The organism is Pseudomonas sp. GL-RE-26 (genome assembly GCF_019956275.1).
GTDB lineage: Bacteria > Pseudomonadota > Gammaproteobacteria > Pseudomonadales > Pseudomonadaceae > Aquipseudomonas > Aquipseudomonas grandcourensis.
This window is the reverse complement of record NZ_JAHBDI010000002.1, coordinates 43,415-67,808: the sequence shown is the minus strand read 5'-3', so window position 1 is coordinate 67,808 and position 24,394 is coordinate 43,415. Positions and strand designations below refer to the sequence as shown.

Annotated in this window: 23 protein-coding genes; 10 read left to right on the top strand and 13 right to left on the bottom strand. The window is 59.4% G+C overall.

Annotation, left to right across the window (positions count from 1 at the left end):
* Positions 1-91: 91 nt before the first annotated feature.
* Positions 92-694 carry a membrane protein gene (locus KGB07_RS01170; RefSeq protein ID WP_046043030.1) on the bottom strand — a complete coding sequence of 201 codons (603 nt, stop codon included), beginning with the start codon at positions 692-694 and terminating at the stop codon, positions 92-94.
* 146 nt (positions 695-840) lie between these two features.
* On the opposite strand from KGB07_RS01170, the gene KGB07_RS01165 reads away from it, so the two are divergent.
* Entirely contained in the window at positions 841-1,632 is a 792-nt protein-coding gene (locus KGB07_RS01165) for a dienelactone hydrolase family protein (RefSeq protein ID WP_046043031.1), read from the top strand.
* Between the two features lie 235 nt (positions 1,633-1,867).
* The gene (locus KGB07_RS01160) at positions 1,868-2,593 is read left to right on the top strand and encodes a 4'-phosphopantetheinyl transferase (protein ID WP_221174497.1); all 726 of its coding nucleotides are present in this window, start codon (positions 1,868-1,870) and stop codon (positions 2,591-2,593) included.
* 53 nt (positions 2,594-2,646) lie between these two features.
* Here KGB07_RS01160 and KGB07_RS01155 read toward each other — a convergent pair whose 3' ends face one another.
* Both KGB07_RS01155 and KGB07_RS01150 read right to left on the bottom strand, forming a co-directional pair.
* The gene (locus KGB07_RS01155) at positions 2,647-4,257 is read right to left on the bottom strand and encodes an ATP-binding protein (RefSeq protein WP_046043033.1); all 1,611 of its coding nucleotides are present in this window, start codon (positions 4,255-4,257) and stop codon (positions 2,647-2,649) included.
* Positions 4,254-4,976, bottom strand: a complete 723-nt coding sequence (locus tag KGB07_RS01150) for a response regulator (RefSeq protein WP_008051517.1) — start codon at positions 4,974-4,976, stop codon at positions 4,254-4,256. Before KGB07_RS01150 ends, KGB07_RS01155 begins: the two co-directional genes overlap by 4 nt.
* A gap of 740 nt (positions 4,977-5,716) precedes the next feature.
* Here KGB07_RS01150 and KGB07_RS01145 point away from each other — a divergent pair.
* Entirely contained in the window at positions 5,717-8,611 is a 2,895-nt protein-coding gene (locus KGB07_RS01145) for a ribonucleoside-diphosphate reductase subunit alpha (RefSeq protein WP_046043035.1), read from the top strand.
* Between the two features lie 947 nt (positions 8,612-9,558).
* On the opposite strand, the gene flgE is transcribed toward KGB07_RS01145, so the two are convergent.
* Genes flgE through flgB form a run of 4 tightly spaced genes read right to left on the bottom strand, consistent with a single transcriptional unit; the run spans position 9,559 to position 12,523 of the window.
* Positions 9,559-10,899 (bottom strand): flagellar hook protein FlgE, encoded by a 1,341-nt coding sequence (gene flgE, locus KGB07_RS01140; RefSeq protein WP_046042367.1) that lies wholly within the window; start codon positions 10,897-10,899, stop codon positions 9,559-9,561.
* A gap of 31 nt (positions 10,900-10,930) precedes the next feature.
* Positions 10,931-11,653, bottom strand: coding sequence for a flagellar hook assembly protein FlgD (gene flgD, locus KGB07_RS01135; protein WP_046042366.1), 723 nt, complete (start codon positions 11,651-11,653; stop codon positions 10,931-10,933).
* Positions 11,654-11,668: 15 nt separating this feature from the next.
* Complete coding sequence (gene flgC, locus KGB07_RS01130; protein WP_007980123.1) at positions 11,669-12,112, bottom strand: flagellar basal body rod protein FlgC; 444 nt, start codon at positions 12,110-12,112, stop codon at positions 11,669-11,671.
* 3 nt (positions 12,113-12,115) lie between these two features.
* Positions 12,116-12,523, bottom strand: a complete 408-nt coding sequence (flgB, locus tag KGB07_RS01125) for a flagellar basal body rod protein FlgB (protein WP_008051530.1) — start codon at positions 12,521-12,523, stop codon at positions 12,116-12,118.
* Between the two features lie 54 nt (positions 12,524-12,577).
* Here flgB and KGB07_RS01120 point away from each other — a divergent pair, with 54 nt between their 5' ends.
* Positions 12,578-12,724 carry a hypothetical protein gene (locus tag KGB07_RS01120; RefSeq protein WP_185754821.1) on the top strand — a complete coding sequence of 49 codons (147 nt, stop codon included), beginning with the start codon at positions 12,578-12,580 and terminating at the stop codon, positions 12,722-12,724.
* A gap of 172 nt (positions 12,725-12,896) precedes the next feature.
* On the opposite strand, the gene cheR is transcribed toward KGB07_RS01120, so the two are convergent.
* Together cheR and KGB07_RS01110 are read right to left on the bottom strand one after the other, a co-directional pair.
* Positions 12,897-13,724, bottom strand: coding sequence for a protein-glutamate O-methyltransferase CheR (gene cheR, locus KGB07_RS01115; RefSeq protein ID WP_007980127.1), 828 nt, complete (start codon positions 13,722-13,724; stop codon positions 12,897-12,899).
* A gap of 45 nt (positions 13,725-13,769) precedes the next feature.
* Complete coding sequence (locus tag KGB07_RS01110; protein ID WP_007980130.1) at positions 13,770-14,702, bottom strand: chemotaxis protein CheV; 933 nt, start codon at positions 14,700-14,702, stop codon at positions 13,770-13,772.
* Between the two features lie 83 nt (positions 14,703-14,785).
* Here KGB07_RS01110 and flgA point away from each other — a divergent pair, with 83 nt between their 5' ends.
* From flgA to KGB07_RS01090, 4 genes are all read left to right on the top strand, one after another.
* Entirely contained in the window at positions 14,786-15,544 is a 759-nt protein-coding gene (gene flgA, locus KGB07_RS01105) for a flagellar basal body P-ring formation chaperone FlgA (protein ID WP_046042365.1), read from the top strand.
* A 168-nt stretch (positions 15,545-15,712) separates the two neighbouring features.
* Entirely contained in the window at positions 15,713-16,039 is a 327-nt protein-coding gene (gene flgM / locus KGB07_RS01100) for a flagellar biosynthesis anti-sigma factor FlgM (RefSeq protein WP_046042381.1), read from the top strand.
* Between the two features lie 48 nt (positions 16,040-16,087).
* Complete coding sequence (locus KGB07_RS01095; RefSeq protein WP_046042364.1) at positions 16,088-16,555, top strand: flagella synthesis protein FlgN; 468 nt, start codon at positions 16,088-16,090, stop codon at positions 16,553-16,555.
* Between the two features lie 92 nt (positions 16,556-16,647).
* Positions 16,648-17,394, top strand: coding sequence for a flagellar brake protein (locus KGB07_RS01090; RefSeq protein WP_046042363.1), 747 nt, complete (start codon positions 16,648-16,650; stop codon positions 17,392-17,394).
* A 63-nt stretch (positions 17,395-17,457) separates the two neighbouring features.
* On the opposite strand, the gene KGB07_RS01085 is transcribed toward KGB07_RS01090, so the two are convergent.
* From KGB07_RS01085 to KGB07_RS01070, 4 genes are all read right to left on the bottom strand, one after another.
* Positions 17,458-18,834 (bottom strand): MFS transporter, encoded by a 1,377-nt coding sequence (locus KGB07_RS01085; protein ID WP_046042362.1) that lies wholly within the window; start codon positions 18,832-18,834, stop codon positions 17,458-17,460.
* Positions 18,835-18,904: 70 nt separating this feature from the next.
* A complete protein-coding gene (locus KGB07_RS01080) occupies positions 18,905-20,149 on the bottom strand; it encodes a glutamine synthetase family protein (protein ID WP_185754823.1) in 1,245 nt (414 codons plus the stop codon).
* Positions 20,150-20,350: 201 nt separating this feature from the next.
* On the bottom strand, positions 20,351-21,043 hold the full coding sequence (locus KGB07_RS01075; protein ID WP_046042360.1) for a sensor histidine kinase: 693 nt from the start codon (positions 21,041-21,043) through the stop codon (positions 20,351-20,353).
* Positions 21,040-22,644 (bottom strand): tetratricopeptide repeat-containing response regulator, encoded by a 1,605-nt coding sequence (locus KGB07_RS01070; RefSeq protein WP_046042359.1) that lies wholly within the window; start codon positions 22,642-22,644, stop codon positions 21,040-21,042. The genes KGB07_RS01075 and KGB07_RS01070 overlap by 4 nt, the downstream gene beginning before the upstream one ends.
* A 591-nt stretch (positions 22,645-23,235) precedes the next feature.
* On the opposite strand from KGB07_RS01070, the gene KGB07_RS01065 reads away from it, so the two are divergent.
* Both KGB07_RS01065 and KGB07_RS01060 read left to right on the top strand, forming a co-directional pair.
* Positions 23,236-23,454 carry a hypothetical protein gene (locus KGB07_RS01065; protein WP_080925354.1) on the top strand — a complete coding sequence of 73 codons (219 nt, stop codon included), beginning with the start codon at positions 23,236-23,238 and terminating at the stop codon, positions 23,452-23,454.
* Positions 23,451-24,164: a response regulator transcription factor gene (locus KGB07_RS01060; RefSeq protein WP_046042358.1), complete on the top strand. Its 714-nt coding sequence runs from the start codon at positions 23,451-23,453 to the stop codon at positions 24,162-24,164. The genes KGB07_RS01065 and KGB07_RS01060 overlap by 4 nt, the downstream gene beginning before the upstream one ends.
* Positions 24,165-24,394: the final 230 nt, after the last annotated feature.

Here is a 24,394-nt window from a genome sequence, read left to right as displayed (position 1 = left end):
AGAGGCGCAACGTCGCACCTCAATAGCTAACATGGCAACGCCGGATCAGTCACTCGGGCTGATCCGGCGCAGGCCGTTCACGAAACGCTTGTCAGAAAGCGTAGTTGGCGGACAGATAAGTCTGGGCGCTGCTGGTCAGGTCCAGCGAACCCTGCTTGCTACCGCCGCGCTCACTCATCTCGGTGCTGGCGTTGCTGCGCAGGTAACGGTAACCCAGTTCAACCGAGGCGTTCTGCGAAACCTGTTGCAGCACACCCATCTGGCCACCGATGGCGTAGCCGATATCACTGTCGCGGCTGAAGCCTGGCGACTCCTGAGTCATTTTGGTCAGGCCGGCCGTGGCGCCACCGAACAGCTTGGTGCTGCCGCCCACCGGGTAGAACAGATCGTAGCTGCCCAGGAGGTTTTCCTGACGCAGTTTAATGCCATTGTGGGAGCCCGACACATTGTCGTAAGTGGCGTAGTAGCGGCCCTTGGTGTTTTGCTGGCCCAGACGAACACCCCAGGTGGTGTCCTTGCCGATTACGCCATCGGCGTTCGGGTGATTGAGGTTGTCGTTCAGGGCGTGGGATTTTTTGACCTTGTCGCTGGTCTGTCCAAGAGTAAGACTGGCGAAGTTGTCGTCGGACGCGAAAGCTGCGGTGCTTGCGCCCAGAACCGTGAATGCCAGAAGCAGTTTTTTGAATCCAGTCATTGGGGAGTTTCCTCATGTGCCGTTTGTTTTTTGGGTACGAGGCAAGGTTACGCACCGCGCCCTGAACTCCCCCTGAACGCACTCTGAACCTGGGCTGAACCGCCCCCTTCCGTATGTTTCGACACGTTTCAACAGGAGATCCGACCATGCGCCTGTTACTCGCCGTCCTCCTGCTGGCCCTGAGCGGGCTCAGCCAGGCCGCTATCCAGACCCGGGAAATCCCCTACCAAAGTGCCGACGGCACGAAGATGATCGGCTATTACGCTTATGACGATGCCATCAAAGGCCCGCGCCCCGGGGTCGTGGTGGTGCATGAGTTCTGGGGCCTGAACGACTACGCCAAGCGTCGCGCCCGTGATCTCGCCGGCCTGGGCTACAGCGCCCTGGCCATCGACATGTACGGCGACGGTAAAAATACCGAGCATCCCAAGGACGCCATGGCTTTCATGCAAGCCGTGGCGAAAGACAGTGCCGTGTCGAGCGCAAGGTTTCAGGCCGGGCTCGACCTGCTGAAAAAACAGCCACAGACCGACCCGCATAAAATCGCCGCCATCGGCTACTGCTTCGGCGGTGCCGTGGTGCTCAATGCCGCAAGACAGGGCGTGCCATTGGCGGGCGTGGTGAGTTTCCATGGCGCGCTGGCGACCAACACGCCAGCAACGCCGGGCAGTGTCAAAGCGAAAATACTGGTGGAACACGGGGCGCTGGACAGCATCGTCACCCCGGAAAACATCACGGCGTTCAAAAGTGAGATGGACAAGGCAGGTGCCGACTACAAGTTCGTCAGCCTCGACGGCGCCAGGCACGGCTTCACCAACCCGGATGCCGATCGACTGGGCCATGGCGATCATGGCGGGCCGGACATAGGCTACAACAAGGCCGCGGATGAAAAATCATGGGCGGACATGCAGGCGTTTTTCAAGAAGATCTTTGGTTGAGATACAGCGACTGAAGCTGAGCAAGGCTCCCTGTGGCGAGGGGGCTTGCCCCCGTTCGGCTGCGAAGCAGTCGTATATCCGGCAAACGCGCCCTATCTGACACAATGCGATTGCAGGTTTTAGGGTGGCTTCGCCACCCAACGGGGGGCAAGCCCCCTCGCCACAGCAAGCTCCCTCGCCACAAAAGCCACGCCGCTACTACCCAGCCTTGGTGCTTAACGGCAAAATGCCCGACATGAATCCAGCCCCCGTCCTGCCTGCCTGCTGTACGCCCCTCGATGACCATTGGCCGCTGCCGTTTGTGCTGCCCGATACGGTCCTGCTGAGTACTCATTTCGATAGCACCCAACTGGCCAGCGATGACTTTCAGCGCAGCTCTGTCGAAGTGCCGGCAAGCATCCAGCGCTCGGTGGCCAAACGACAGGCGGAGTTTCTCGCCGGACGGGTATGTGCCCGGGCCGCGCTACAGCGACTGGAAGGCTTGAGCTTCATTCCGGCCATCGGTGAAGACCGGGCACCGGTCTGGCCTGGTCATATCACAGGCTCGATCACCCACAGCACAGGCCGGGCCGCGGCAATCGTGGCGAACAAAAGCCATTGGCGCGGCCTGGGCATGGATCTGGAAAACCTGCTCAATGCCGAACGGGCCGAACGCCTGGCCGGGGAAATCCTCAATCCACCGGAGCTCCAGCGCTTGGCGGCCGGTGATCACGATCAACGGGCGTTGCTGGTCACCCTGACATTCTCGGTCAAGGAAAGCCTGTTCAAGGCGCTCTATCCGATCGTTCAGCAACGCTTTTATTTCGAACACGCCGAAGTGCTGGAGTGGCGTGAGTCGGGTGAGGTGCGGTTGCGATTGCTCACTGATTTGTCCAGCGAATGGCGCAATGGCACCGAGCTGGATGCGCAGTTTGGGGTCAAGGACGGGCAGTTGTTGAGTCTGGTCAGCATCAAGGCCTGAGTTTTTTGGCGCCTGTCGGGCCCACATCGCGGGCAAAACAGTCACCAAAAAACTCAACGCTTCTCCTGATTGCGCGGCCAGCTCAGGCTGAAGCACGCCCCGCCCAGGCTCTTGCTCTTGCCGATCAACGCGCGCCCGTCATGCCAATGGATGATGCGTCGCACAATGGACAGGCCTAACCCATGGCCTCCAGACGCGCGGGTGCGGCTGTCGTCGAGGCGCAGGAACGGCGTAAATATCTTCTCCCACGCCAACTCCGGCACACCCGGCCCGTCATCCTCGATATCCACCCGGCATCGCTGCTGCCCCACCTGATAGCTGATGGTCACCCGGGATTGCGCGTGACGCATGGCATTAGTCACCAGGTTCTGGATCGCCCGATGCAGATAGCGCGGTTCGGCCTCGACCCAGGCATCGTCGTTATCGGCGGCCGACAAGCACAACCCGCGTTGCACCGTGACGTCGGCGCGCAACGGTGACAGTTCTTCGATCACCTGATCGACCAAGGCATCCAGATCGATGCGTTGAAAGTTCAGCGCCGGCGAGCCCTGCTCCAACCGCGCGTAGGTCAGCATCTCGTCCACCAGCCGGTCGAGGTCCTCGATGTCGTGGTCCATGCCCTGGCAGTATTTTTCCAGAGCTTGCGGCGTGGTGGCCGAACCGATCATCTCCAGGCCAAAGCGCAGGCGCGCCACCGGCGTGCGCAATTCGTGGGACACCGCGCGCACCAGTTCGCGCTGGATCGCCAGCAACTGCTGCAAGTGTTCGGCCATGCCGTTGAACGCCGACGCCAGCCGCCCCACCGAGTCCGCACCGCGCGCCGGCACGCGGGTTTCCAGGCTGCCCTTGGCGATGCGCGTGGCGGCGGCTTCCAGGCCACGCAAGCGTCGCTCGAGCTGGCGCACCAACAGATAGACGATCAAACCGATCAGCGTCAGGCCCAGCGCGGCAATCAGCACCAGCCACTCCGGCGGATAAGGATTCATCTGATACAACGGGCCGATTTCCAGGACCCACGGCGTGCCCACCATGCCGGCAAACACCCGGATCGAATCGCCCCCCTTGCCCAACGCCATCACCGTGTCGCCCTCGGATACCCGGCGGCTCTGGTCTTCGTCCATGTCCGCCTCGTCAACCGTGACCAGGCGCAGGTCGAAGCCGAAGCCTTTGCTTTCCTTCAATTGCGCCAGGCGCAAGGGTTGGTCGGCAACCGGGGTGCGCACCAGTTCATCGGTCAACAGGTAGATGGTCGCCCGGGCCAGTTGCTCGCTGATCTGCTGCACTTCCCCGGTGAGCATCAACTGCTCCTTGTCGCTGACCAGTTTGTAGACCTTCGCCGCATGCGGCCCGGTCTGTTCCACCAATGCCTGGCCGCGCAATACACGGGTGCGCTGGGTCAAGTCGAGGTCGGTCTCGGCAAAGGTTTTCAGCGCCAGCGGAATCCCCAGCAGCCGCTCCCACACCAGCAAAGCCCGGTGGCGCTCGGTCTGGTTCATCGGTTGCAGGTTGTCGGCCATCAGCGAGAACGTGCCGTGGGCCAGGCGCTCGCGGTATTGCTCGCTGCGCACCTGATTGAGCAGGTGCAACGCCAGCACACCGAGCACCGCCACCAGAATCAGCGCGGCGCACATGCCGCCATAGATACGCAGGAAGATCGAGTTCACAGGGACGGGTCTACGCAAGCCTCGGGAACGAACAGATAGCCCTTGCTGCGCACGGTCTTGATCAGCCGTGGATGCTCCGGGTCATCGCCGATCTTCGGGCGGATGCGCGAGATGCGCACATCAATGGAGCGGTCCTGACCGTCATAGCCGATGCCCCGCAGCGCGGTGAAGATCTCTTCCCGGGAGAGGATGCGCCCGGCATTGGCCACCAATAGCCAGAGCAGGTCGAATTCGGCGCTGGTCAGCTCGATGCCGTTGCCCTGCAACCAGGCTTCGCGCAAGGCGTTGTCGACGATCAGCGGACCGAACTGTAGACGCCGCTGTTTTTCCGGGGCGACTTCGGGCGTTTCGCTACGGCGCAGCAACGCCTGGATGCGCGCCAGCAGCAGACGCGGGCGTACTGGTTTGCAGACGTAGTCGTCAGCCCCCAGGTCCAGGCCGAGAATCTGGTCAGTGTCATCGGTGCGGGCAGTGAGCATCAGGATCGGGCCGTCATAGCGGGCGCGGACCTTGCGGCAAATGCTCAGGCCATCTTCACCGGGGAGCATCAGGTCGAGGATCACCAGGTCCGGCTGTTCCTTGATGATGCGATTCGCCGCGAGCGCACCATTGCCTTCGATCGATACACGCAGGCCATTGGCTTCCAGGTAATCGCGGGTCAGTTCGGCCAGTCGCTGGTCGTCCTCCACAATCAATACCTGCCAGGCTTCTTGCTCCACGGGTGACCTCTGCTTGCCAAAAACACTAATAAGGAAGGATCCGCCCGTCTTTTTGTAATGATTCGGGGGGATAAATATGTATACACGCTGGGCCGATTGTATAAACGCCGCCCGTCGAGAACACAAGCGGGTAAATGCGTTCGGACAACAGGGTTTTTTGTGATAGGGTTCGCGCCCTTAAAAATCCGCCCGTGCGATTTCGATGGTTGAAAATCGCTGAAAAAAGGTCCGGTCCAGCAGCGTCGCGGCCTACACGCCGGTTACCTCTTTCACACACAATTTACGCACAGGTTTATCCACAGGTAGTACGTTGCAATCCCCCCCTAAAACGCATTATCTTGTACCCCGGCGCTAAAAAACCCCTAGATGTAGGGTTTTGCGCAAAAAACCAAACACAAACCAGACACCAATTTCAAGCGCTTTTATTGCCTCTGTCCGGTTGAACCATACGTATTTTTGAAAGACCAAACCGCGCGTGCGGATGGCTACTGTATTTCGACCCCAAGTGGTGAAAACGGTACGGGTGTTGCAGTCCTGAACTGTCACCTCAAAGGACCCCCGGTCTTGCGCCCACGGCACGAGACCAAAGACTTCGGCATGGAAGCGGCGCCCTATAGCCCCCTTCCTGATCTGTCCCGAAGTTGTTATGCCCGGCGCTCGCCGGTTGTAGTGCTTCAGGACGGAACGGTGGGCACCGTGATGGTGCCCAAACAAACATAGAGAATGTGGAGACACCCCCCATGCAAACCGACACAACTCGCGAGAACCCGCAGGGCACCTTGCCGCAGGCCGCCGATTCGAATTCGGATCTGTCCGCCACCGCGCCAGGTCAACTGCGTGTGATCAAGCGTAACGGCACTGTCGTTCCCTACACCGATGACAAGATCACCGTCGCCATCACCAAAGCGTTCCTCGCAGTTGAAGGCGGCACCGCTGCTGCCTCGTCGCGAATCCACGACACCGTTGCCCGCCTGACCGAACAGGTCACCGCGACCTTCAAGCGTCGCATGCCATCGGGCGGCACCATCCACATCGAAGAAATCCAGGACCAGGTCGAACTGGCCCTGATGCGTGCCGGCGAGCAAAAAGTCGCTCGCGACTACGTGATCTACCGTGACGGTCGTTCGAAAGAGCGCGCTGCCCACGCACCAACCGAAGAAGCGGTCAACGCTCACCCGTCGATCCGCATCACCCGTGCCGACGGCAGCCTGGCGCCGCTGGACATGGGCCGCCTGAACACCATCGTCACCGAAGCGTGCGAAGGCCTGGAAGAAGTCGACGGCGACCTGATCCAGCGCGAAACCCTGAAGAACCTGTACGACGGCGTGGCCCTGACCGACGTCAACACCGCCCTGGTGATGACCGCCCGTACTCTGGTTGAGCGTGAGCCGAACTACTCGTTCGTGACCGCCCGCCTGCTGATGGACACCCTGCGTGCCGAAGGCCTGGGCTTCCTCGGTGTGGCCGAAAGCGCCACTCACCACGAGATGGTCGACCTGTACGCCAAGGCACTGCCGGCCTACATCGCCAAAGGTATCGAGTTCGAACTGCTGAACCCTGTGCTGGCCTCCTTCGACCTGGAAAAACTGGGCAAGGCGATCAACCACGAGCGCGATCAGCAATTCACCTACCTGGGCCTGCAAACCCTGTACGACCGTTACTTCATCCATAAGGATGGCGTGCGTTTCGAACTGCCGCAGATCTTCTTCATGCGCGTGGCCATGGGCCTGGCGATCGAAGAGAAGCAGAAAGAAGACCGTGCGATCGAGTTCTACAACCTGCTGTCGTCCTTCGACTACATGTCGTCGACCCCGACCCTGTTCAACGCCGGTACCCTGCGTCCACAGCTGTCGAGCTGCTACCTGACCACCGTGCCGGATGACCTGTCGGGCATCTACCACGCGATCCACGACAACGCCATGCTGTCGAAATTCGCTGGTGGCCTAGGCAACGACTGGACACCGGTTCGTGCGCTGGGTTCGTACATTAAGGGCACCAACGGCAAGTCCCAGGGCGTCGTGCCGTTCCTGAAAGTCGTCAACGACACTGCCGTTGCCGTTAACCAGGGTGGCAAGCGCAAAGGCGCTGTGTGTGCCTACCTGGAAACCTGGCACATGGACATCGAAGAGTTCATCGAACTGCGCAAGAACACCGGTGATGATCGTCGTCGTACCCACGACATGAACACCGCCAACTGGATCCCTGACCTGTTCATGAAGCGCGTCTTCGATGACGGCAAGTGGACCCTGTTCTCGCCGTCCGAAGTACCGGACCTGCACGACCTGACCGGCAAGGCCTTCGAAGAGCGCTACGAGTACTACGAAGCCCTGACCGAGTACCCGGGCAAGGTCAAGCTGTTCAAGACCATCCAGGCCAAAGACCTGTGGCGCAAGATGCTGTCCATGCTGTTCGAAACCGGCCACCCATGGCTGACCTTCAAGGACCCGTGCAACCTGCGCAGCCCGCAGCAGCACGTGGGCGTGGTCCACAGCTCGAACCTGTGCACCGAGATCACCTTGAACACCAACAAGGACGAGATCGCCGTTTGCAACCTGGGCTCGATCAACCTGCCGAACCACATCGTCGACGGCAAGCTGGACACCGCCAAGCTGCAACGCACCGTGAACACCGCCGTGCGCATGCTCGATAACGTGATCGACATCAACTACTACTCGGTGCCGCAAGCGAAGAACTCCAACTTCAAGCACCGTCCGGTCGGTCTGGGCATCATGGGCTTCCAGGACGCTTTGTACCTGCAGCACATCCCTTACGGCTCCGACGCTGCCGTCGAGTTCGCCGACAAGTCGATGGAAGCGGTCAGCTACTACGCGATCCAGGCTTCCTGCGACCTGGCCGACGAGCGCGGCGCCTACGAGACGTTCCAGGGTTCGCTGTGGTCCAAAGGCATCCTGCCGCTGGATTCGCAACAGATCCTGATCGAGTCCCGTGGCCAGAAGTACATCGATGTCGACCTGAACGAATCCCTGGACTGGGCACCGGTTCGTGCCCGTGTACAGAAAGGCATCCGTAACTCGAACATCATGGCCATCGCACCGACCGCGACCATCGCCAACATCACCGGCGTATCGCAGTCGATCGAACCGACCTACCAGAACCTGTATGTGAAATCGAACCTGTCGGGCGAATTCACCGTGATCAACCCGTACCTGGTTCGCGACCTGAAGGCTCGCGGTCTGTGGGACTCGGTCATGATCAACGACCTGAAGTACTACGACGGTTCGGTGCAGCAGATCGAGCGCATCCCGCAAGAACTCAAAGAGCTCTACGCGACTGCCTTCGAAGTGGACACCAAGTGGATCGTCGACGCCGCCAGCCGTCGTCAGAAGTGGATCGACCAGGCTCAGTCGCTGAACCTGTACATCGCCGGCGCTTCGGGCAAGAAGCTGGACGTGACCTACCGCATGGCCTGGTACCGTGGTCTGAAAACCACTTACTACCTCCGCGCCCTGGCTGCGACCAGCACCGAGAAGTCGACCATCAACACCGGCAAGCTGAACGCTGTTTCCAGCGGCGGCAACCACGGTGACGACTCGGTCCTGGCAGCTCCTGCCGGCCCTGCTCCAGTGCCAAAGGCTTGCGCCATCGACGAGCCGGATTGCGAAGCTTGCCAATAAGCTGAGCCGGTAAGCGTCGCAAGGCGCTTACTCGAAACCCCCGATCAGCCTCTGGCGGGTCGGGGGTTTTCTTTTGCCTGAAGGAAATGGGGGCTTGTACTGACGCTATCGCGAGCAGGTTCGCTCCTACAGGGGACCGGGTCTTTCCAGATAAACACGATCAACTGTAGGAGCGAGCCTGCTCGCGATGAGGCCATTACCTCCAATACAAAACCCAAGAATCGAGTAGGAGGCGGGGTTGCCCCCGCCGTCCTCTCACACCACCGTACGTACGGTTCCGTATACGGCGGTTCCTGCCTACTGACAAACAACGTCAGCGAGCTTGGTTCCGTTGATGTGTCGCCTGCGGTATCTAAGCGCCCAGACCGGCCCTCGGAGCTTCCGGCTCCTACCTCCTAATGGTCTTGACCTCCGCTACGCGGAGTTTCTGCTTTACGCTCCAACAGAGATCACACCCGACTATCCACTCATGGCAGGTTCAGCCCTTCATTACTCCGGTTTCGAGCAACTACTACGGCCTCTGCTGACTTCTGTCGCCCATCCCGTCATCTCGCGACGCCGGTAGCACATGGCAGGCTAAACAGATCTCCCAGGGTAATTCGCGCGACCTTCCTGCTTATGCCTGTCGGATCTACGTCGCAGCGTTCCGTGCAAGTATCGGGCTTTGAAGATATTGGCCTTCTTACCCCGCTGCGCCGCCTCTATCCGCTTCCTGTTCGTCAGGCCAGCATTTTGCCTCGGGCTTCCTTCGGATTCGCAGTCACCCGCGACACCCTTGCCTCTGGCTAACACTTCCCCTTGCCGGGTGTGTAGAGGACTTTCACCTCCAAGTCACCAGCGTGGCCACCACAGCCAAGCTGGTTGCGCTTACGCGCAACGCGCCATGCCTGGCGCACCAACAAAAAAGCCCCTCTAATGAGGGGCTCCTTGCACTGCACTTTCCAGCATCAAGTCATCTGAATGATGGTCTGCATGATGGTGCTCTGGGTGGAGATGGTCTTGGCATTTGCCTGGTAGTTGCTCTGCGCCTTGATCAGGTCGACCAGTTCGTTGGTCAGGTTGACGTTGGACTCTTCCAGGGAGTTCGAAACGACGGAACCCAGCGTTCCGGTTTCCGGCGCATCGTAGCCCGGAATACCCGAGGTGTAGGTTTCTTTCCAGCTGGTGCCACCCACCGGCTGCAGACCTTGTTCGTTGGTGAAACTTGCCAGCGAAATCTGGCCGATTGGCTTGGTCTGGTTGTTGCTGAAGTTGGCCAGCAGTACGCCGCTACCGTCGATGGTCAGGTTGGTGATCTGGCCAGTGGCATAACCGTTCTGCGATGGAATCGAACGCGCGGTGTCGGCGTTGAACTGGGTGGTGTTGCCCATGGCGATGGTCAGGCCCGCCGGATCGGCTGCCGCGCCGTTGGCTGCCCAGACACCGTTGGTGACGGTACCCGGCGTCCAGTTGCTGATTTTCAGGTCATTGCTGGTGGTCGATGTTGGCGGGGTCGTCGGTGGCGTCACTGGCGTGCTGACCGAAACCAGTTTGCCGGATGTATCAAATGTCATGGTCGAAGCAATTGGATCAACTGCACCCGTACCGGTAGGCGAGGAACCGTCCGGATTGCGACCATCGATCAGGGTGTAGGTATCCCAAGTGTTCGGCCCGGTCTTGACCATGTATTGATCCATGGTGTGCTGGTTACCCTGAGTGTCGAAAACCGGGGTACTGAACTGCTTGGTGAAAGTTGCCTGTTTGGTCGGATCGAATTTGTTGGTGGCGACCGACTGGTCAATCACCACGGCCGTAGAGTTCAGGTTGATCGTCGACGAAACGGTGCTGGTGGATTTCGGCGCCAGATTGGAGGTGTCGATCCGCAGATCGGTCAATACGCCATTGAGGATCTTGCCATTGGAGTCCACGCCATAACCTTGCAGACGGGCCGTACCGTCGCTGTTCGTCACGTAGCCATCCTTGTCGGTCTTGAACGTACCGGCACGGGTGTAGGTCAGCGAACCGTTGTTGCTCAGGACGAAGAAGCCATTGCCCTGGATACCCATGTCGAGCACGTTGCCGGTGTTATTCACGTCTCCCTGGCCGAACTGCTGGGAAATGTTGGCCAGGCGCACGCCGTTGCCGACGGTCTTGCTGCCGGTGCCCAGGCGAGTTGCCGAGTACACATCTTCGAATTCTGCACGGGACGATTTGAAACCGGTGGTCGCGACGTTGGCGATGTTGTTGCCGGTCACGTCCAGTTGTTTGTTGGATGCAAAGAGACCGCTAAGGCCGATATTAAAAGACATAATCCACTCCTTTGTGCCGGGTTAGTCGGCCTTACATACCAATGGTTTGTACTTTGGACAGAGCGACGGTGCCCAGCCCGGCCAGATTGAGCATCAACTCACCGCCAGTCTGACTGATGGTCACGCTGTTGACGGTCGCTGGCAGGTTGGTGATCAGCGCCACGGACTTCCCGTCGATCGTGCTGGTAGCGCCGAAGGTGTAAGTACCTGCAGCTGCCGTTTCGCCCGCGTCATTCTTGCCATCCCAGATGAAACTGGCGTTGCCTGCCTTCTGAGCGCCCAGGTCGATGGTGCGTACGGTCTTGCCGCTCGCATCAGTGATATTCAGGGTGGCGGCGGCCACCGACGATGGCACCACCACCGTACCGCTGAGGCTCTTCGACGTGTCGACCACAGCCTTGTCACCGGGTGCAATGACCGAACGCCCCACCAGCGACGAAGCCTGCAATGCCTGGGACGAGTTGTAGTTGCTGGCCAGCCCGCTCACGGTGTCGTTGAGCGTGGTGATGCCTTCCAGGCTGCTGAACTGCGCCAACTGGGCCACGAAAGCGCCGTTGTCCTGCGGCTCCAGCGGGTTCTGGTTTTTCAGCTGGGTCACCAGCAACTGCAGGAATGCATCCTTGCCCAGGGCTTTGTTGCCCGTGGGGCTGTTGGTAGCCGATGCCAGACCATCAGTCGTGGCGGTGTTCTTGATCGAAGAGTTGGCCAGGATGTCCTTGAGGCTCAAAGCACTGGTGCTATCGTTAATACTCATCTGAGTCGCCCCTTATCACTGACCGAGGGTCAGGACCTTCTGCATCATGGTTTTGGCGGTGTTCATCATTTCGGCGTTGGTCTGGAACGAACGGCTCGCGGAAATCATGTCGGCCATTTCCTCCACCACGTTGACGTTCGGGTAGTAGACGTAACCCTTGGCATCGGCCGCCGGATGATTCGGCTCGTAGCGCGCTTCAAGATTGCTCTGGTCTTCGACCACACCCAGCACCTGAACGCCCTGACCGGCGGCGTCCTGGCTCTGGAACAGCGAATCACTGCCGCCGCTCTGCCCGCCCTGGAACATGGTGGCGAATACCGGGTGGCGTGCACGGTAGGTCTGGTCGATGCTCGACGAGACCGTCTCGGCGTTGGCGATGTTCGAAGCGACGGTGTTCAAGCGCGTGGTCTGCGCACTCATGCCGCTACCGGCAATGTTGAAAACACTGGATAGAGACATGGCTTACTCTCCGCGCAGGGCTGACACCAGCCCTTTGAATTTGCTGTTGAGCAGGGTGAAGCTGGCCTGGAAGCCGATCGCGTTTTCCGCGTAGTTCGACTGCTCCAGCTGGGCGTCCACGGTGTTCTGGTCAATCGACGGTTGCATCGGCGTGCGATACAGCAACGATTCGTCGCCATTGCCCAGGCCTTCAGCTTCGATATGACGGCTGTTGGTCATGTTCAAGGCGAAGGTGCCGCTTTTGGTTTTCTCGTTCTGCTCGGCGAGCACTTTCGAGAAGTCCAGGTCCCGAGCCTTGTAGTTCGGGGTATCGGCGTTGGCAATGTTGTTGGCCAGGACTTCGGCACGCTGGGCGCGGAAGCCCAGGGCTTGTTCGTGGATACCGAGCGCTTTATCGAAGCTGATGCTCATGTCGGGAAACCTTCGGGTGACCTGATTTTTCGTAGGATCAACTTAGCAAGCCCCATGCCAATTCAAAAAACCCCGGAAACCGGGGCTTTGCCGGCCTTGGCAACGCGGCAATGCCAGAAAAGCGGCAACGGTTTTCCGCCGGATGCCGCTTTTCTGCCGCTTGGCACCCATCTCACCAACACCACCGAACAACTGTTGTAGGAGTGAGCCTGCTCGCGATGACTGTGTATCAGTCACCGGATATGTCGAATGTGAAACCGCTCTCGCGAGCAGGCTCACTCCTACAGGGGATTTGCGGTGTGTGGGAGAGATATTGCGGACAAAAAAACGGGAGCCCCTGAGGACTCCCGTTTTTTTGACAACACCAACGAAATCACTTCGCCTGGTAAATGATCCCCGGGCTGCACTGGACCATCTGGTAATGATCCGGCAAACCGTTCAACGCTTCGGAAGCGCCGAGGAACAGGTAACCGCCTGGCTTCAACGTGCTGTGGATACGCAGCAGGATGTCCTTCTTTACCTCGGCGGAGAAGTAGATCAACACGTTGCGACAAAACACGATGTCGAACTTGCCGAGGCTCGCGTAGCTGTCCAACAGGTTGAACGAGCGAAACTCCACCCGACTCTTGATCGGCGCCTTGATCGCCCAGCGCCCCGGCCCTTTAGGGTCGAAATAACGCTGCAGGCGCTCAGGCGACAGACCGCGGCCGATGGCCAGGCTGTCGTACTCGCCGGTCTTGCAGTTGTTCAGCATGGTGCCGGACAGATCGGTGGCAACAATCTGCACGCCCATCCGCAACTGGCCCATGTTGACCCGCTCGAACTCGTCGATGGACATCGACAGCGAATACGGTTCCTGACCCGACGAGCACGCTGCCGACCAGATGCGCAGGCGCTGGCCGGGACTGGCCTTGATCGCTTCGGGCAGTACCTTGTTCTTCAAGACTTCAAACGGGTAGGTGTCACGAAACCACAGGGTTTCGTTGGTGGTCATGGCATCCACCACCTGCTCGCGCAGACCGCTGCGCGGCTGGGTCTGCATGCGCTGAACCAGTTCCCCCAAAGACTTGATGCCTTGCTGTTCCATCAGTTTGTTGAGACGGCTGGAGACCAGGTACTGCTTGTTTTCACCGAGCAAAATGCCACAGGCTTTTTCCAGGAATACCCGGAACTGTTCGAAATCCAAATTACCCGTAGACAATGATGCCGCCTCTTAAATCGTGTTGACTGCCAGGAGCACGGGCCCCTAGCTGATATCTGCTGCTTTGATCCGGTCGACTACCCGGGATGCCAGGTCATCAGGACGGAACTTGGCCAGGAAGTCATCGGCACCGACCTTCTTGACCATCGCCTGATTGAATACCCCCGACAACGAAGTATGCAGGATGATATGAAGCTTTTGCATGCGCGGGTCGTTGCGGATTTCCGCCGTCAGGGTGTACCCGTCCATCTCCGGCATCTCGATGTCGGAGATCATCATCAGGAACTCTTCTTCCGGCTTCTTGCCCTCGTCGACCAGTTTGCGCAGGTAGTCCAGCGCTTGCCGACCGTCGTTCAACGCCACCACTTCGACGCCGACCGTTTGCAGGCAACGCGTGACCTGCTTGCGCGCCACCGACGAGTCGTCGACCGTCAGCACGCGCAACGAAAGCGCCTTGTGCTGGGTTTCGACATCCACTACACCGACGGAAATCGCTTCCGGCGTCGGCGCCACTTCCGCCAGCACCTTCTCGACGTCGATTATTTCGACCAACTGATTGTCGACCCGCGTCACCGCCGTGAGGTAGTGATCGCGCCCGGTGCCCTTGGGCGGTGGATGGATCTCCTCCCAGTTCATGTTGACGATGCGCTCCACCGAGCGCACCAGGAAACCCTGGGTCTTGGTGTTGTACTCCGTGATGATCACGAAGGGGTTGTTCTTGTCCTTCAACGCGCCGGAGCCAGTTGCCATCGCCAGATCAAGGATTGGAATGGTCGCCCCCCGGATGTTCGCCACGCCGCACACGACAGGACTGGACTTGGGCATCAGCGTCAGTTTGGGGCATTGCAGCACCTCCCGAACCTTGAACACGTTGATCCCGTACAGTTGCTGGCCGTCGAGACGGAACAACAACAGTTCAAGGCGATTCTGCCCCACCAGTTGCGTGCGCTGGTTTACCGAATCCATTACACCAGCCATGCCCAGACTCCTACGCCAACGCCAAGTGTTGTTGCGACGCGCCTTCATCACTAAACGGCACGGCGCTTGCTTTTTTAATCGTTATGAACACAGAACCGACATTTTTTCGACGCCTGACCACACCCTACCGCAAATTGCTCGGCGTGCTGGCGGCTGTTTGCCTGTTCAACGCTGGCAGCCCTGCCCTTGCTGACGCGGTTACCTTGCCTGACATGCTTATCGGCGTCACTCAGGGCTTTCTTGAATTCACCGTAGAAGACTATCTGGCTACCAGTCAAACGGAAGGTCGCTACGAGATCCAGGTCAACCAGCTCGATCCGCGCATGCACATGCCCATGTGCGACAAGGAATTGACAGCAACGCTCGAGAGTCCCAAGCCGCTGGGACGGGTCACGGTCAAGGTTCGCTGCGAGGGCGCGTCCCCCTGGACGGTGTTCGTACCCGCTCAAGTCCGCCTGTTTCGCGATGTCGTGACCAGCGCCCGACCACTGCGCCGCGCCGCCATTGTCGAGCCTGGGGATGTGGTCCTGCGCGAGCGCGATATCAGCCTCACCAGCCAGGGCTACCTGACCTCCCTGGATCAGGCGATCGGGCAGCGACTGACCCGACCAATGGTCGCCGACCAGGTGATTACCCTGGTGCATATCGAACAGGCCGAAGTCATCCGCAAGGGTGATCAGGTGGTGATCACCGCCCGCAGCGGTACCCTCAGCGTGCGCATGCCGGGCGAAGCGCTGTCAAACGGCAGCCTGAGCGAGCAGATCCGGGTGAAAAACCTCAATTCCCAACGAGTCATCAAGGCGCAGGTCATGGCGCCGGGGCAGGTGGAAGTGTCCATGTAAGGCTCTCTGCTCATCAGAATGTGGCGCTTGCCGCGGCGGTTCCCTAGACTGTGCTCCATGCAGGGCAAGCGCTGACGCGCGCAAGGTTCATTGATAAATGGGCCTAAAGTTTTCCAGGGAATGGCCGAAACCATGGCAAGCGTCCAAATTCCCAGAGGTTTTTTTATCATGGTCATCGATTTCAGCCGTTTGAACAGCTCCTCGTCCCTGACGGGCAGTACACGTACCAGCACCAGCAAGGAAAGCGCCGAGGCCGGCAAATCCGCGCCGCTGGAGTCCGCGGCCGAACAGGCCGGTACCGTCAAAAGCGGGGAATCGGTACATCTCAGCAATGAGGCTCAACAGTTGCAGAAGGTCACTGACAAGCTGCGCGATCAGCCTGCCGTCGACAACGCCCGCGTGGCCGAGTTGAAAGCAGCGATTGCCGATGGCAGCTATAAAGTCGACAGCAACCGTGTAGCCAGCAAACTGCTCAACTTCGAAGCCCAGCGCTAGGCCACCGCCGGCGCCAGGCTTTTGGACGCTTAAAACCCAAGGCCAGCCATGCACGACACTCATTTACTGCAACTGATCACCGACGACTTTGCTCCAGCGCAACACCTGCTGGAATTACTGCAGACCGAATCCCTCGCATTGCATGGTCGCGACATGCCATTGCTCGAGGACATCCTGGCGCAGAAACAGGCGTTGGTCGTTTTGCTCGAACAGCATGGCCGCAAGCGCAGTGAAATCCTCGCCAGCCTCAACCTGCCGACCAACCGTGGCGGTCTGGAGCAATTGGCCGGCCAGTCAAGCATTGGCGAGCAGTTGCTGGCGCAAAGTGACGTGCTGACCGATCTCCTGGCCCAGTGCCAGGCCATCAACGCCAACAACGGCCAGTCGATCCTCACTCAGCAGGCCGCTACGGCCACCCAGCTGAAAATCCTCAACGGCGGTGAAACCCCGGCGCTTTACGATGCCAGCGGAACATTCTCCAAGCTTGCCAAGCCGCGCCCGCTCAGTCAGGCATGAGCCGGTCAATGCCCCCGCTCTATCAAGACGCACAACATACTGGCAAACTGCTAGCCTGCCGTAGTCAAATTTTGTCTGGAGATTGATTAACCGTGTCCAATGCCTTATCCGTGGATGATGCTCCGCAGCCACCCAAGGTGCTCTCCACGCCCTTGGAAATCTCCAGCAACCTGCGCCAGCTGCTCGAAAGCCATGACCCGCTGATCATCACGTTCCACGAGCGCAGCCAGCGCTTCCAGAGCTATCTGGTGGACCTGGACCGTGACAGCAACATGATTGCCCTGGACGAAATGATTCCCCGTGATGGCGAGCGCTATCTGCTGGCGGGCGAGCCGTTCCGGGTCGAAGGCTTCCACGAAGGCGTACGCATTGCCTGGGAAAGCAACGGCCAGCTGAACATCGACGAGTCCGCTGGCAGCCGCTGCTACCGCGGCCCCCTGCCCGATGAAGTGGTGTACCACCAGCGCCGCAATGCGTTCCGCGCCGCGCTGAAGCTGGCACAACTGGTCAACGTCAACCTTGACGGCGAAAAGCTCAAGGCGCCGATCAGCGGCAAGCTGCTGGATATTTCCGCCACCGGCTGCAAACTGCGTTTCGACGGCGACATCACCGGCAGCCTGCAACTGGGTCAGGTCTACGACCGTTTCACCGCCGACCTGCCCTTCGGCAAGATGACCGCGCCGGTCGAGTTGCGTTATCTGCATTTCGAAGAAAGGATTTCCACCACCTTCGCCGGCATTCGCTTCCACAACATGAGCGGGCTGGTGCAGCGTCAGGTCGAACGCTTCGTCTACCAGTTGCAACGCGAGGCGCGTCGCTTCGACAAAGACGACATGTGATAGAGCGTCAACAAAAAACGGGCAGTCCCTTGCGGCGACTGCCCGTTTTTTTGTGCCCCGATTTTAAGGCCTGGCCTCGGTAAAGCTTTGCTCGCGGCCCGAGTCAGGATCTTCTGGCGGCTGATCGGATTCAGTTCCTGATTCGGCTTCCGGTTCGGCTGGCGGCTCCGGATTCACCGGATTGCACATCTGATCCTGCACCACCTGCTCATCAACACGCGGGTCGAGGCAGGCCACCAGTGGCGAACTCGTCATATTGTCCGGCATGGCGACGTGATGCAGCGGTGCGTCGTCGACCTGATGCAGGTTGGTCACTGCTTTCGGGCGAATCCGCCACACCAGTACCAACGCGAAGAAACTGAAGAAGGCGTAGAGCATCTGGCTGCCAAACAGCTTCATCAGCACACCTGCCACCAGCGGCCCGATACTCGCACCCACGCCATAGGTCACCAGCAACATTGCCGTCAAGGACACCCGGCGATCGCCTTCGACATGGTCATTGGAGAACGCCACCGCCAACGGATACAGGCAGAACTGCACCAGCGAACAGACGAAACCGGCGATAAACAGAACCTCCAACGGCACCTGCGGCATGATGGCCAGCGGTAGTGCGGCCAGGGCCAGGCTGAACGCGAAACTGCGGATCAACACGGCCCGATCGTAGCGGTCGGACAACCAGCCCAACGGCCACTGCACCAGCAGCCCGGCAAAAATGCAGCTACCCATGAACAGACCGACCTGTTCGGTGGACAACCCTTGCTGCGAGGCATACAGCGGCGCCAGACCATAGAACGAACCGACGATCAGGCCCGCCCCGAGCACCGTGCTCAATGACTGCGGCACGCGCTTGATAAAGAACCGTGGCTCCATCGGTGCCGGATGCAAGGGCGCCGGGTGAATCCGCCGGGTCAGGGCCACGGGTACCAGACAAAGCGCGAAGCACAGGGCGACCAACATCAGCAATTCAAGCCCCAGCCCTGGGTGCATGACCAGAATCAACTGCCCCAGCACCAGCCCCAGGTACGAAGCGATCATGTAGCCGCTGAAGACCATGCCGCGCTGATTGGCATCGGCCTGTTCATTGAGCCAGCTCTCGATCACCATGTACTGGCACATCATGCCGAGGCCGACAATCACCCGCAAAAACAGCCAGGCCGGCAACCAGTCCACCAGGCCATGGCCGAGCACCGCCGCGCCAACGATCCCGGCACACGCCGAATAGGCCCGGATATGCCCGACCCGGGCAATCAACCGGTGACCGATCTTGCCTCCCAGCACCAGGCCGAAATAGTTGGCGGCCATCAGCGCACCGACCCACAGACTGTCGACATGGTCGGCAGCCAGGCGCAACGCCAGGTAAGTACTCAACAGGCCCGAGCCGATCAACATCATCAGCGAGGCGAAATACAGCGCTCGAAAGGATTTCCAGATTTGGCGCATCGGCGTTCCGAGCGGCTCCTTGCAGTGAGAATCGACTATCGCTAAACGATAGCCGGATGTCGACGGGACGTCAGGCCTGGGCTGCTAAAACACGCCTTTCCCAGGGAGTAATTTCATCATGGAAACTGGTCAGTTCCAGGGTCTTCGAAGCGATGTAGCCTTCGATGAATTCCGCGCCGAACAGTTCCTTGGCCAACTGGCTACGTTTCAGACGCTCAAGTGCCGCATGCAAGGTACACGGCAACGAAAGATTGTCCGGCACTTCGAACTCACCCTGGATCGGCGCGCTCGGCTCCAATGCCTTCTCGATGCCATGCAACCCCGCCGCCAGGCTTGCGGCAATCGCCAGATACGGGTTGGCATCGGCCCCCGGCAAGCGGTTCTCGACCCGACGGGCCACCGGCAAACTGGCCGGAATGCGCAGGCCCGCCGCCCGGTTGTCATAGGACCAGCAGGCATTATTCGGTGAGGCGTAAGGGTGGCACAAGCGCTGATAGGAGTTCACGTTCGGCGCAAACAACGCAGTGAAATCGGCCATACACGTTTGCTGACCGGCAATGAAGTGGCGGAAGGTGGCCGTCTCCTGCCCCGCCTCGTCGCTGAACACGTTACGCCCCGAATCGATTTCGACCACACTCTGGTGGATATGCATCGAACTGCCCGGCGTATGCGGCAACGGCTTGGCCATGCACACCACGCTCAGGCCGTGCTTGAGGGCAACCTCCTTGAGCAAGTGCTTGAACAGGAATGTCTGGTCGGCCAGCAACAGCGGATCACCGTGTAGCAGATTGATCTCGAACTGGCTGACGCCCATTTCGTGCATGAAGGTATCGCGAGGCAACCCCAGGGCCGCCATGCACTCGTAGACTTCATTGAAGAACGGCCGCAAGCCGTTGTTGGAACTGACGCTGAACGCCGACTGACCATCCTCGCGACGACCGTCCAGCCCCAGTGGCGGCTGGAACGACTGAGTCGGGTCAGTGTTGGGGGCGAAGACAAAAAACTCGAGCTCGGTCGCCACTACCGGCGCAAGGCCTCGGGCCGCGTAACGGGCAATCACCGCCTTGAGCTGTCCACGGGTCGACAGATTGGAGCTGGTGGTGGTGCCCAGTTCATCCGCATCGCAAATGGCGAAGGCCCGTGGTGGATGGCTCCAGGGCAAGCGGTGGATTTGTGCAGGGTCCGGGATCAGCGCCAGGTCGCCATCATCGCTGCCGTAAAACCGTGCCGGCGGATATCCGCCCATGATGCATTGCAACAGTACGCCCCGCGCCATCTGCAAACGTCGACCGTCGAGAAAACCCTCGCTGGTCATCACTTTGCCCCGTGGAACGCCATTCAAATCCGGCGTAACACATTCAACTTGATCAATGCCCGTCAATCGCTGCGCGAGTGAACTCAGGCCAACGGTCGTCATGACGCTATCCTTGTTATTGTGCGGGCCGCGAACGGCGACCGTACAAAATAGGCTCCACGTGTTCAGAATTTCAAGCAGCGTCGATAAATTTGCTGCCGGTCAGGGCAGGTAAAGGCGGAACACCCCACCACCCAACGGCCCGCCATTGCTGATTTCGGTACGCCCACCCACGCCATTGCGTTGATGCAGCGCGGCAATTCGCCCGGCAAAGTACAGGCCCAGCCCGGTGCTGCCGGTGCTTTGATTGATGCCCTGCACATAATCGGCCTGACGCTCGATCATCTGCGCCGGGTATCCCTCGCCATCGTCATTGATGGTCAACACCAGTTGCCCGGCTTCGTCGCTGACACTGATCAAAACGGCATGCCGCGCAAAGCGAATGGCGTTGTTGATGCAGTTGGCCAATACCGACGCGATCAACTCACGGTCAAAGAAGCCCAGCGGGCTCAGCGGGTCCACTTCATAGGTGGCCATGATGCTGCGGCTGGCGAACACCTCCTGATGACAGGCCAGTTGCGCTTCGATGAAATCGTCCAGCTCATGGTAGGCCGGTTGCAATGGCATCTGGTTGACGCCGAGCTTGTACAGCCCCAGCAACTGCACCAGCATGCCGTTGAGGTGGGCGAATTCGAAGTCGATCACACCCTGCTCCGGCGCCTGCCGCGCCGACTCCGGCAATCGTCCCAGCCACTGGCTGTGGGCCTGCATCAGCATGGCCAACGAGTTCTTCATATCGTGCACGGTAGAGGCGATCACCGTGGAGAAATCCAGTGCCTGCTCGTTGTCGTTCATTGGCCAAGCGCCTTGCTTTTCAGCTTCTGATAACGCGGATAGCGCGCGTCGGTGTCGGGCATCAGGCCGACCATTTTCAGGCAGACCCGGCACTCTTCCAGCTCCGCCGAAGGAACGCTGGTATCGGTGCCATGCAGCAACGACTGCGCCATGTTCAGGGCGATACTGATGTTCTTCGGTTGCATCGCCAGGGCCTTGCGGAATGCCTGCCGGGCCTCCACCAGGTTGCCGGTCTTGTAGACGCGCACGCCCTGACGGTTGAGTTCCGCGGCGGCGTTGCCGGAATTGAGGATACTCGGGTCGTCGGTCTGCTTGGCGATGTCCTTCATGACCACAGGATCGTCGCCGTAGATTTCCACGCAGTTTTTCAGCATCGCGGTACCGGCCTCGGTCTGCCCGAGCAGTTTCAGCTGCTTGGCCACCAGCAAGGCTGCTTCGGCGCTCATGAATTGCTCCATGCCATCCAGGCGCAGCAAGGCTTGCTCGGTGAGCTTGTCGGCCGTCTCGGCGTCGTTGAGCAACAGGCTGGTGGCCTTCATCAGGCGCGCGCGGATTTGCAGGCCCGGATCGGAGGGGTTTTCCTTGGCCACGGCACTCAATGTGGTGTTGATTTCAAGGCGAGTCCGCGTGTCCAGGCCCCGTTCGCTGCCCTTGCTGATCAAGGCGTGGGCCAGGCCGAGGTTGCTCTCGGCATCCTTGAACCGTGACTGCGCGCCCTGGCTCACTGCCTGGCGATAGGCCTTGGCCGCCGTGTCGAAGTCCTCGTTGGTCATCGCCAGCTTGCCGAGCAATGCCTGGCGACGCACCGCCAGCGGCGACAGGCGAATCGCCTCTTCCAGTACGCGCTGTGCTCCCTTGGTGTCCCCTTCGGCGACCAGTACATCCGCCATGCCGTCATACAGCGACGGCATCATCGGGAAGACTTTCAGGGCTTTTTCATAAATGCCCTTGGCCTGCCCGACCTGGCCACGCTTGAACAGCAACTTGCCCAACCCGGCAAACGCCCATGGCAACGGGCGGTCGGCGATGATGCTGTCGTAGAGACGCTCCAGCGCTTCGTTCTGATTCAGGTCGCGCAGGGCATCGGCGCGAAAGCGCAGGCACAGTGGCGAATAGCGGATGTCTTGTTTGCACAGGGCGATACAGGCGTTGAGCACCTCCATCGGCTTACCGCGGTCGAGGGCCTGCAGGATCGGCTTGAGCAGGGTCTTGCGTTGCTCCAGGCGCTCCAGACGCTGGGCCAGGCTGGAACGGTTGAACGGCTTGGTCAGGTAGGCATCGGGCTCATGCTCCAACGCACTGAGCACCATGGCCTGGCTGGTTTCGGCGGTGACCATGACGAACACCGCTTCATGGCTGATCAGCTTTTCTTCCATCAGGTCTTCGAGCACCTGCTGGCCATTCTTCTTGCCGTCGCCCAGATGAAAGTCCTGCAGGATGAAGTCGTAGGCCTTCTGCGAGCACATTTTCAGCGCCTGCTCGCCGGTATCGGCAGTGTCCACTTCCTTGACGCCCAGTTCACGCAGCATCGACCTGACCGAACTGCGGAAGTCCGAGAAATCATCGACGATCAGAAAACGCTTTTGGTGATACGACAGCATCGAAGATTTCCAGGCAATTTAAGAAGAAGAACCCAAAGGCAAATACACGGACGGACTCAGCTTTGCAGCCCATATTTTGGCGCGCAGATGATAGCTGGTAGCCCTTAGCCATCAAACACCTACTCATTGCCAATCAACACATGCATCGACCGCGAGAGGAGGCTCGTAACTGCCGTGTTATCGGCCAGTCATGGCATTCCCTTGAGAACCTTCCCCAACGCTCACTCTGAATATTCGAAGGCGCTACTGAAAACGAGAACTCGCGCACAAAAAAGTGCTGATGCATGAACACCCACAATTGCCGGTGGCTGACCAGGCAGATTTCGCCGATAAATTGACTAAGTCAACATTAGCGCTCCTAAGTGAACGCCACTCGTCGATTAGTTGACGATCGTGATGTGGATCCGATCTTGGCCATTGGCCATCTATGGCAGGCCTAATACCTTGATTTTCGAGGGTTACTCCCCCTTCTCGAGAGCATCGGACAGTCCTGTCCGCACCGAACCTGGATCGAGGACTGACGGACGGGCGGGCAGGTAGCGCTCCGGGTTGACCTAGAATCAGTTGAGAGGCGGGAGGGAGCACATCATCATGCGTAAACCACTGATAATTATTCGTATTTATCTGCTCTCCCGGGCTTTGGCTGCCTTCTGGAAACGTTCGCGCCGCCTGCCGGTGCTGTTGATGGAAATGGCTCCGGGGTCGGTGATTACCAATGATCGCGCCTGCCTGGCGAGCAAATGGTTGACCCAGGAAGATCTGCGGGTAGAGGTCATCATTGGTTTTTCAAGGGGGTCAGGAAGATCATGACCGACCAAAAAGAGCCAATTCGTGTGATGTTGATCGATTGTCGCCCCCTCGTGCTCATGGGCCTTCACGACTTGATCAATGCCAGAAAGCCCCGGATGGAAGTGACAGCACAGGCCACCACCTATACCCAGGCGCTGGATCTTGCCGATCAACTGCGGCCCGATGTGATTTTTTTCAGTTTCTTTCCGGATGCGCTGAATCCTCTGGATGTCATCGCGGGACTCACCCGTAGCGCCGAAATGAAAGTGCTGCTGCTCAAGGGTCTGTACGAAGTCGTCCCCGCTGCCCAGGCGATAGAGGCTGGCGCTCGCGGCATCGTGCTGGCGGAAGACCCGACGGAATCGATTATCCAGGCCATCCTCAAGGTCCACCATAGCGACTTTGCAATGGACAGAGCCTGGGCTGGCGGCCTTTGCGGCTATGCCGTGACCGGGCAAATGCCCATTAAATGCAATCTGGAGCAGGCGAAACAGGCGCGGTTGACGCTGCGAGAGAGAGAACTGATTCGCGCCATCGTCGGCGAACCGTCCGCCAAATATGTAAGCATCGCCGGGCGCCTGGGGATCAGCGAGCACACCGTGCACAACCACCTCAGCAACATCTATCAAAAGCTTAATCTGATCAACCGTATCGACTTGCTGATGTATGCGCTGAAACACGGGCTCACCAACGAAGCCCCGACCGAGTCCGTCTGGGTGGAGCTGGATTGAATTTCAAGTCGATACAAGACGGTCTGCTCCTCACTTTCAGAGGGTAGACCGCCACCGTTCCGCCATCCTTGTCGGTAGACCGGGTCAGACAGAGTGCCCCGCAATACTGATGTCGTTCTCGGTAAATTCCGCCACGCCAACCTGTACCTACCCGCCGCGCTTTTCAAGCCTTGTGCTGCTCGCCAGTTCACAGCGCATGCGATCATGGGGATCTCGTATCTGAACCGCAA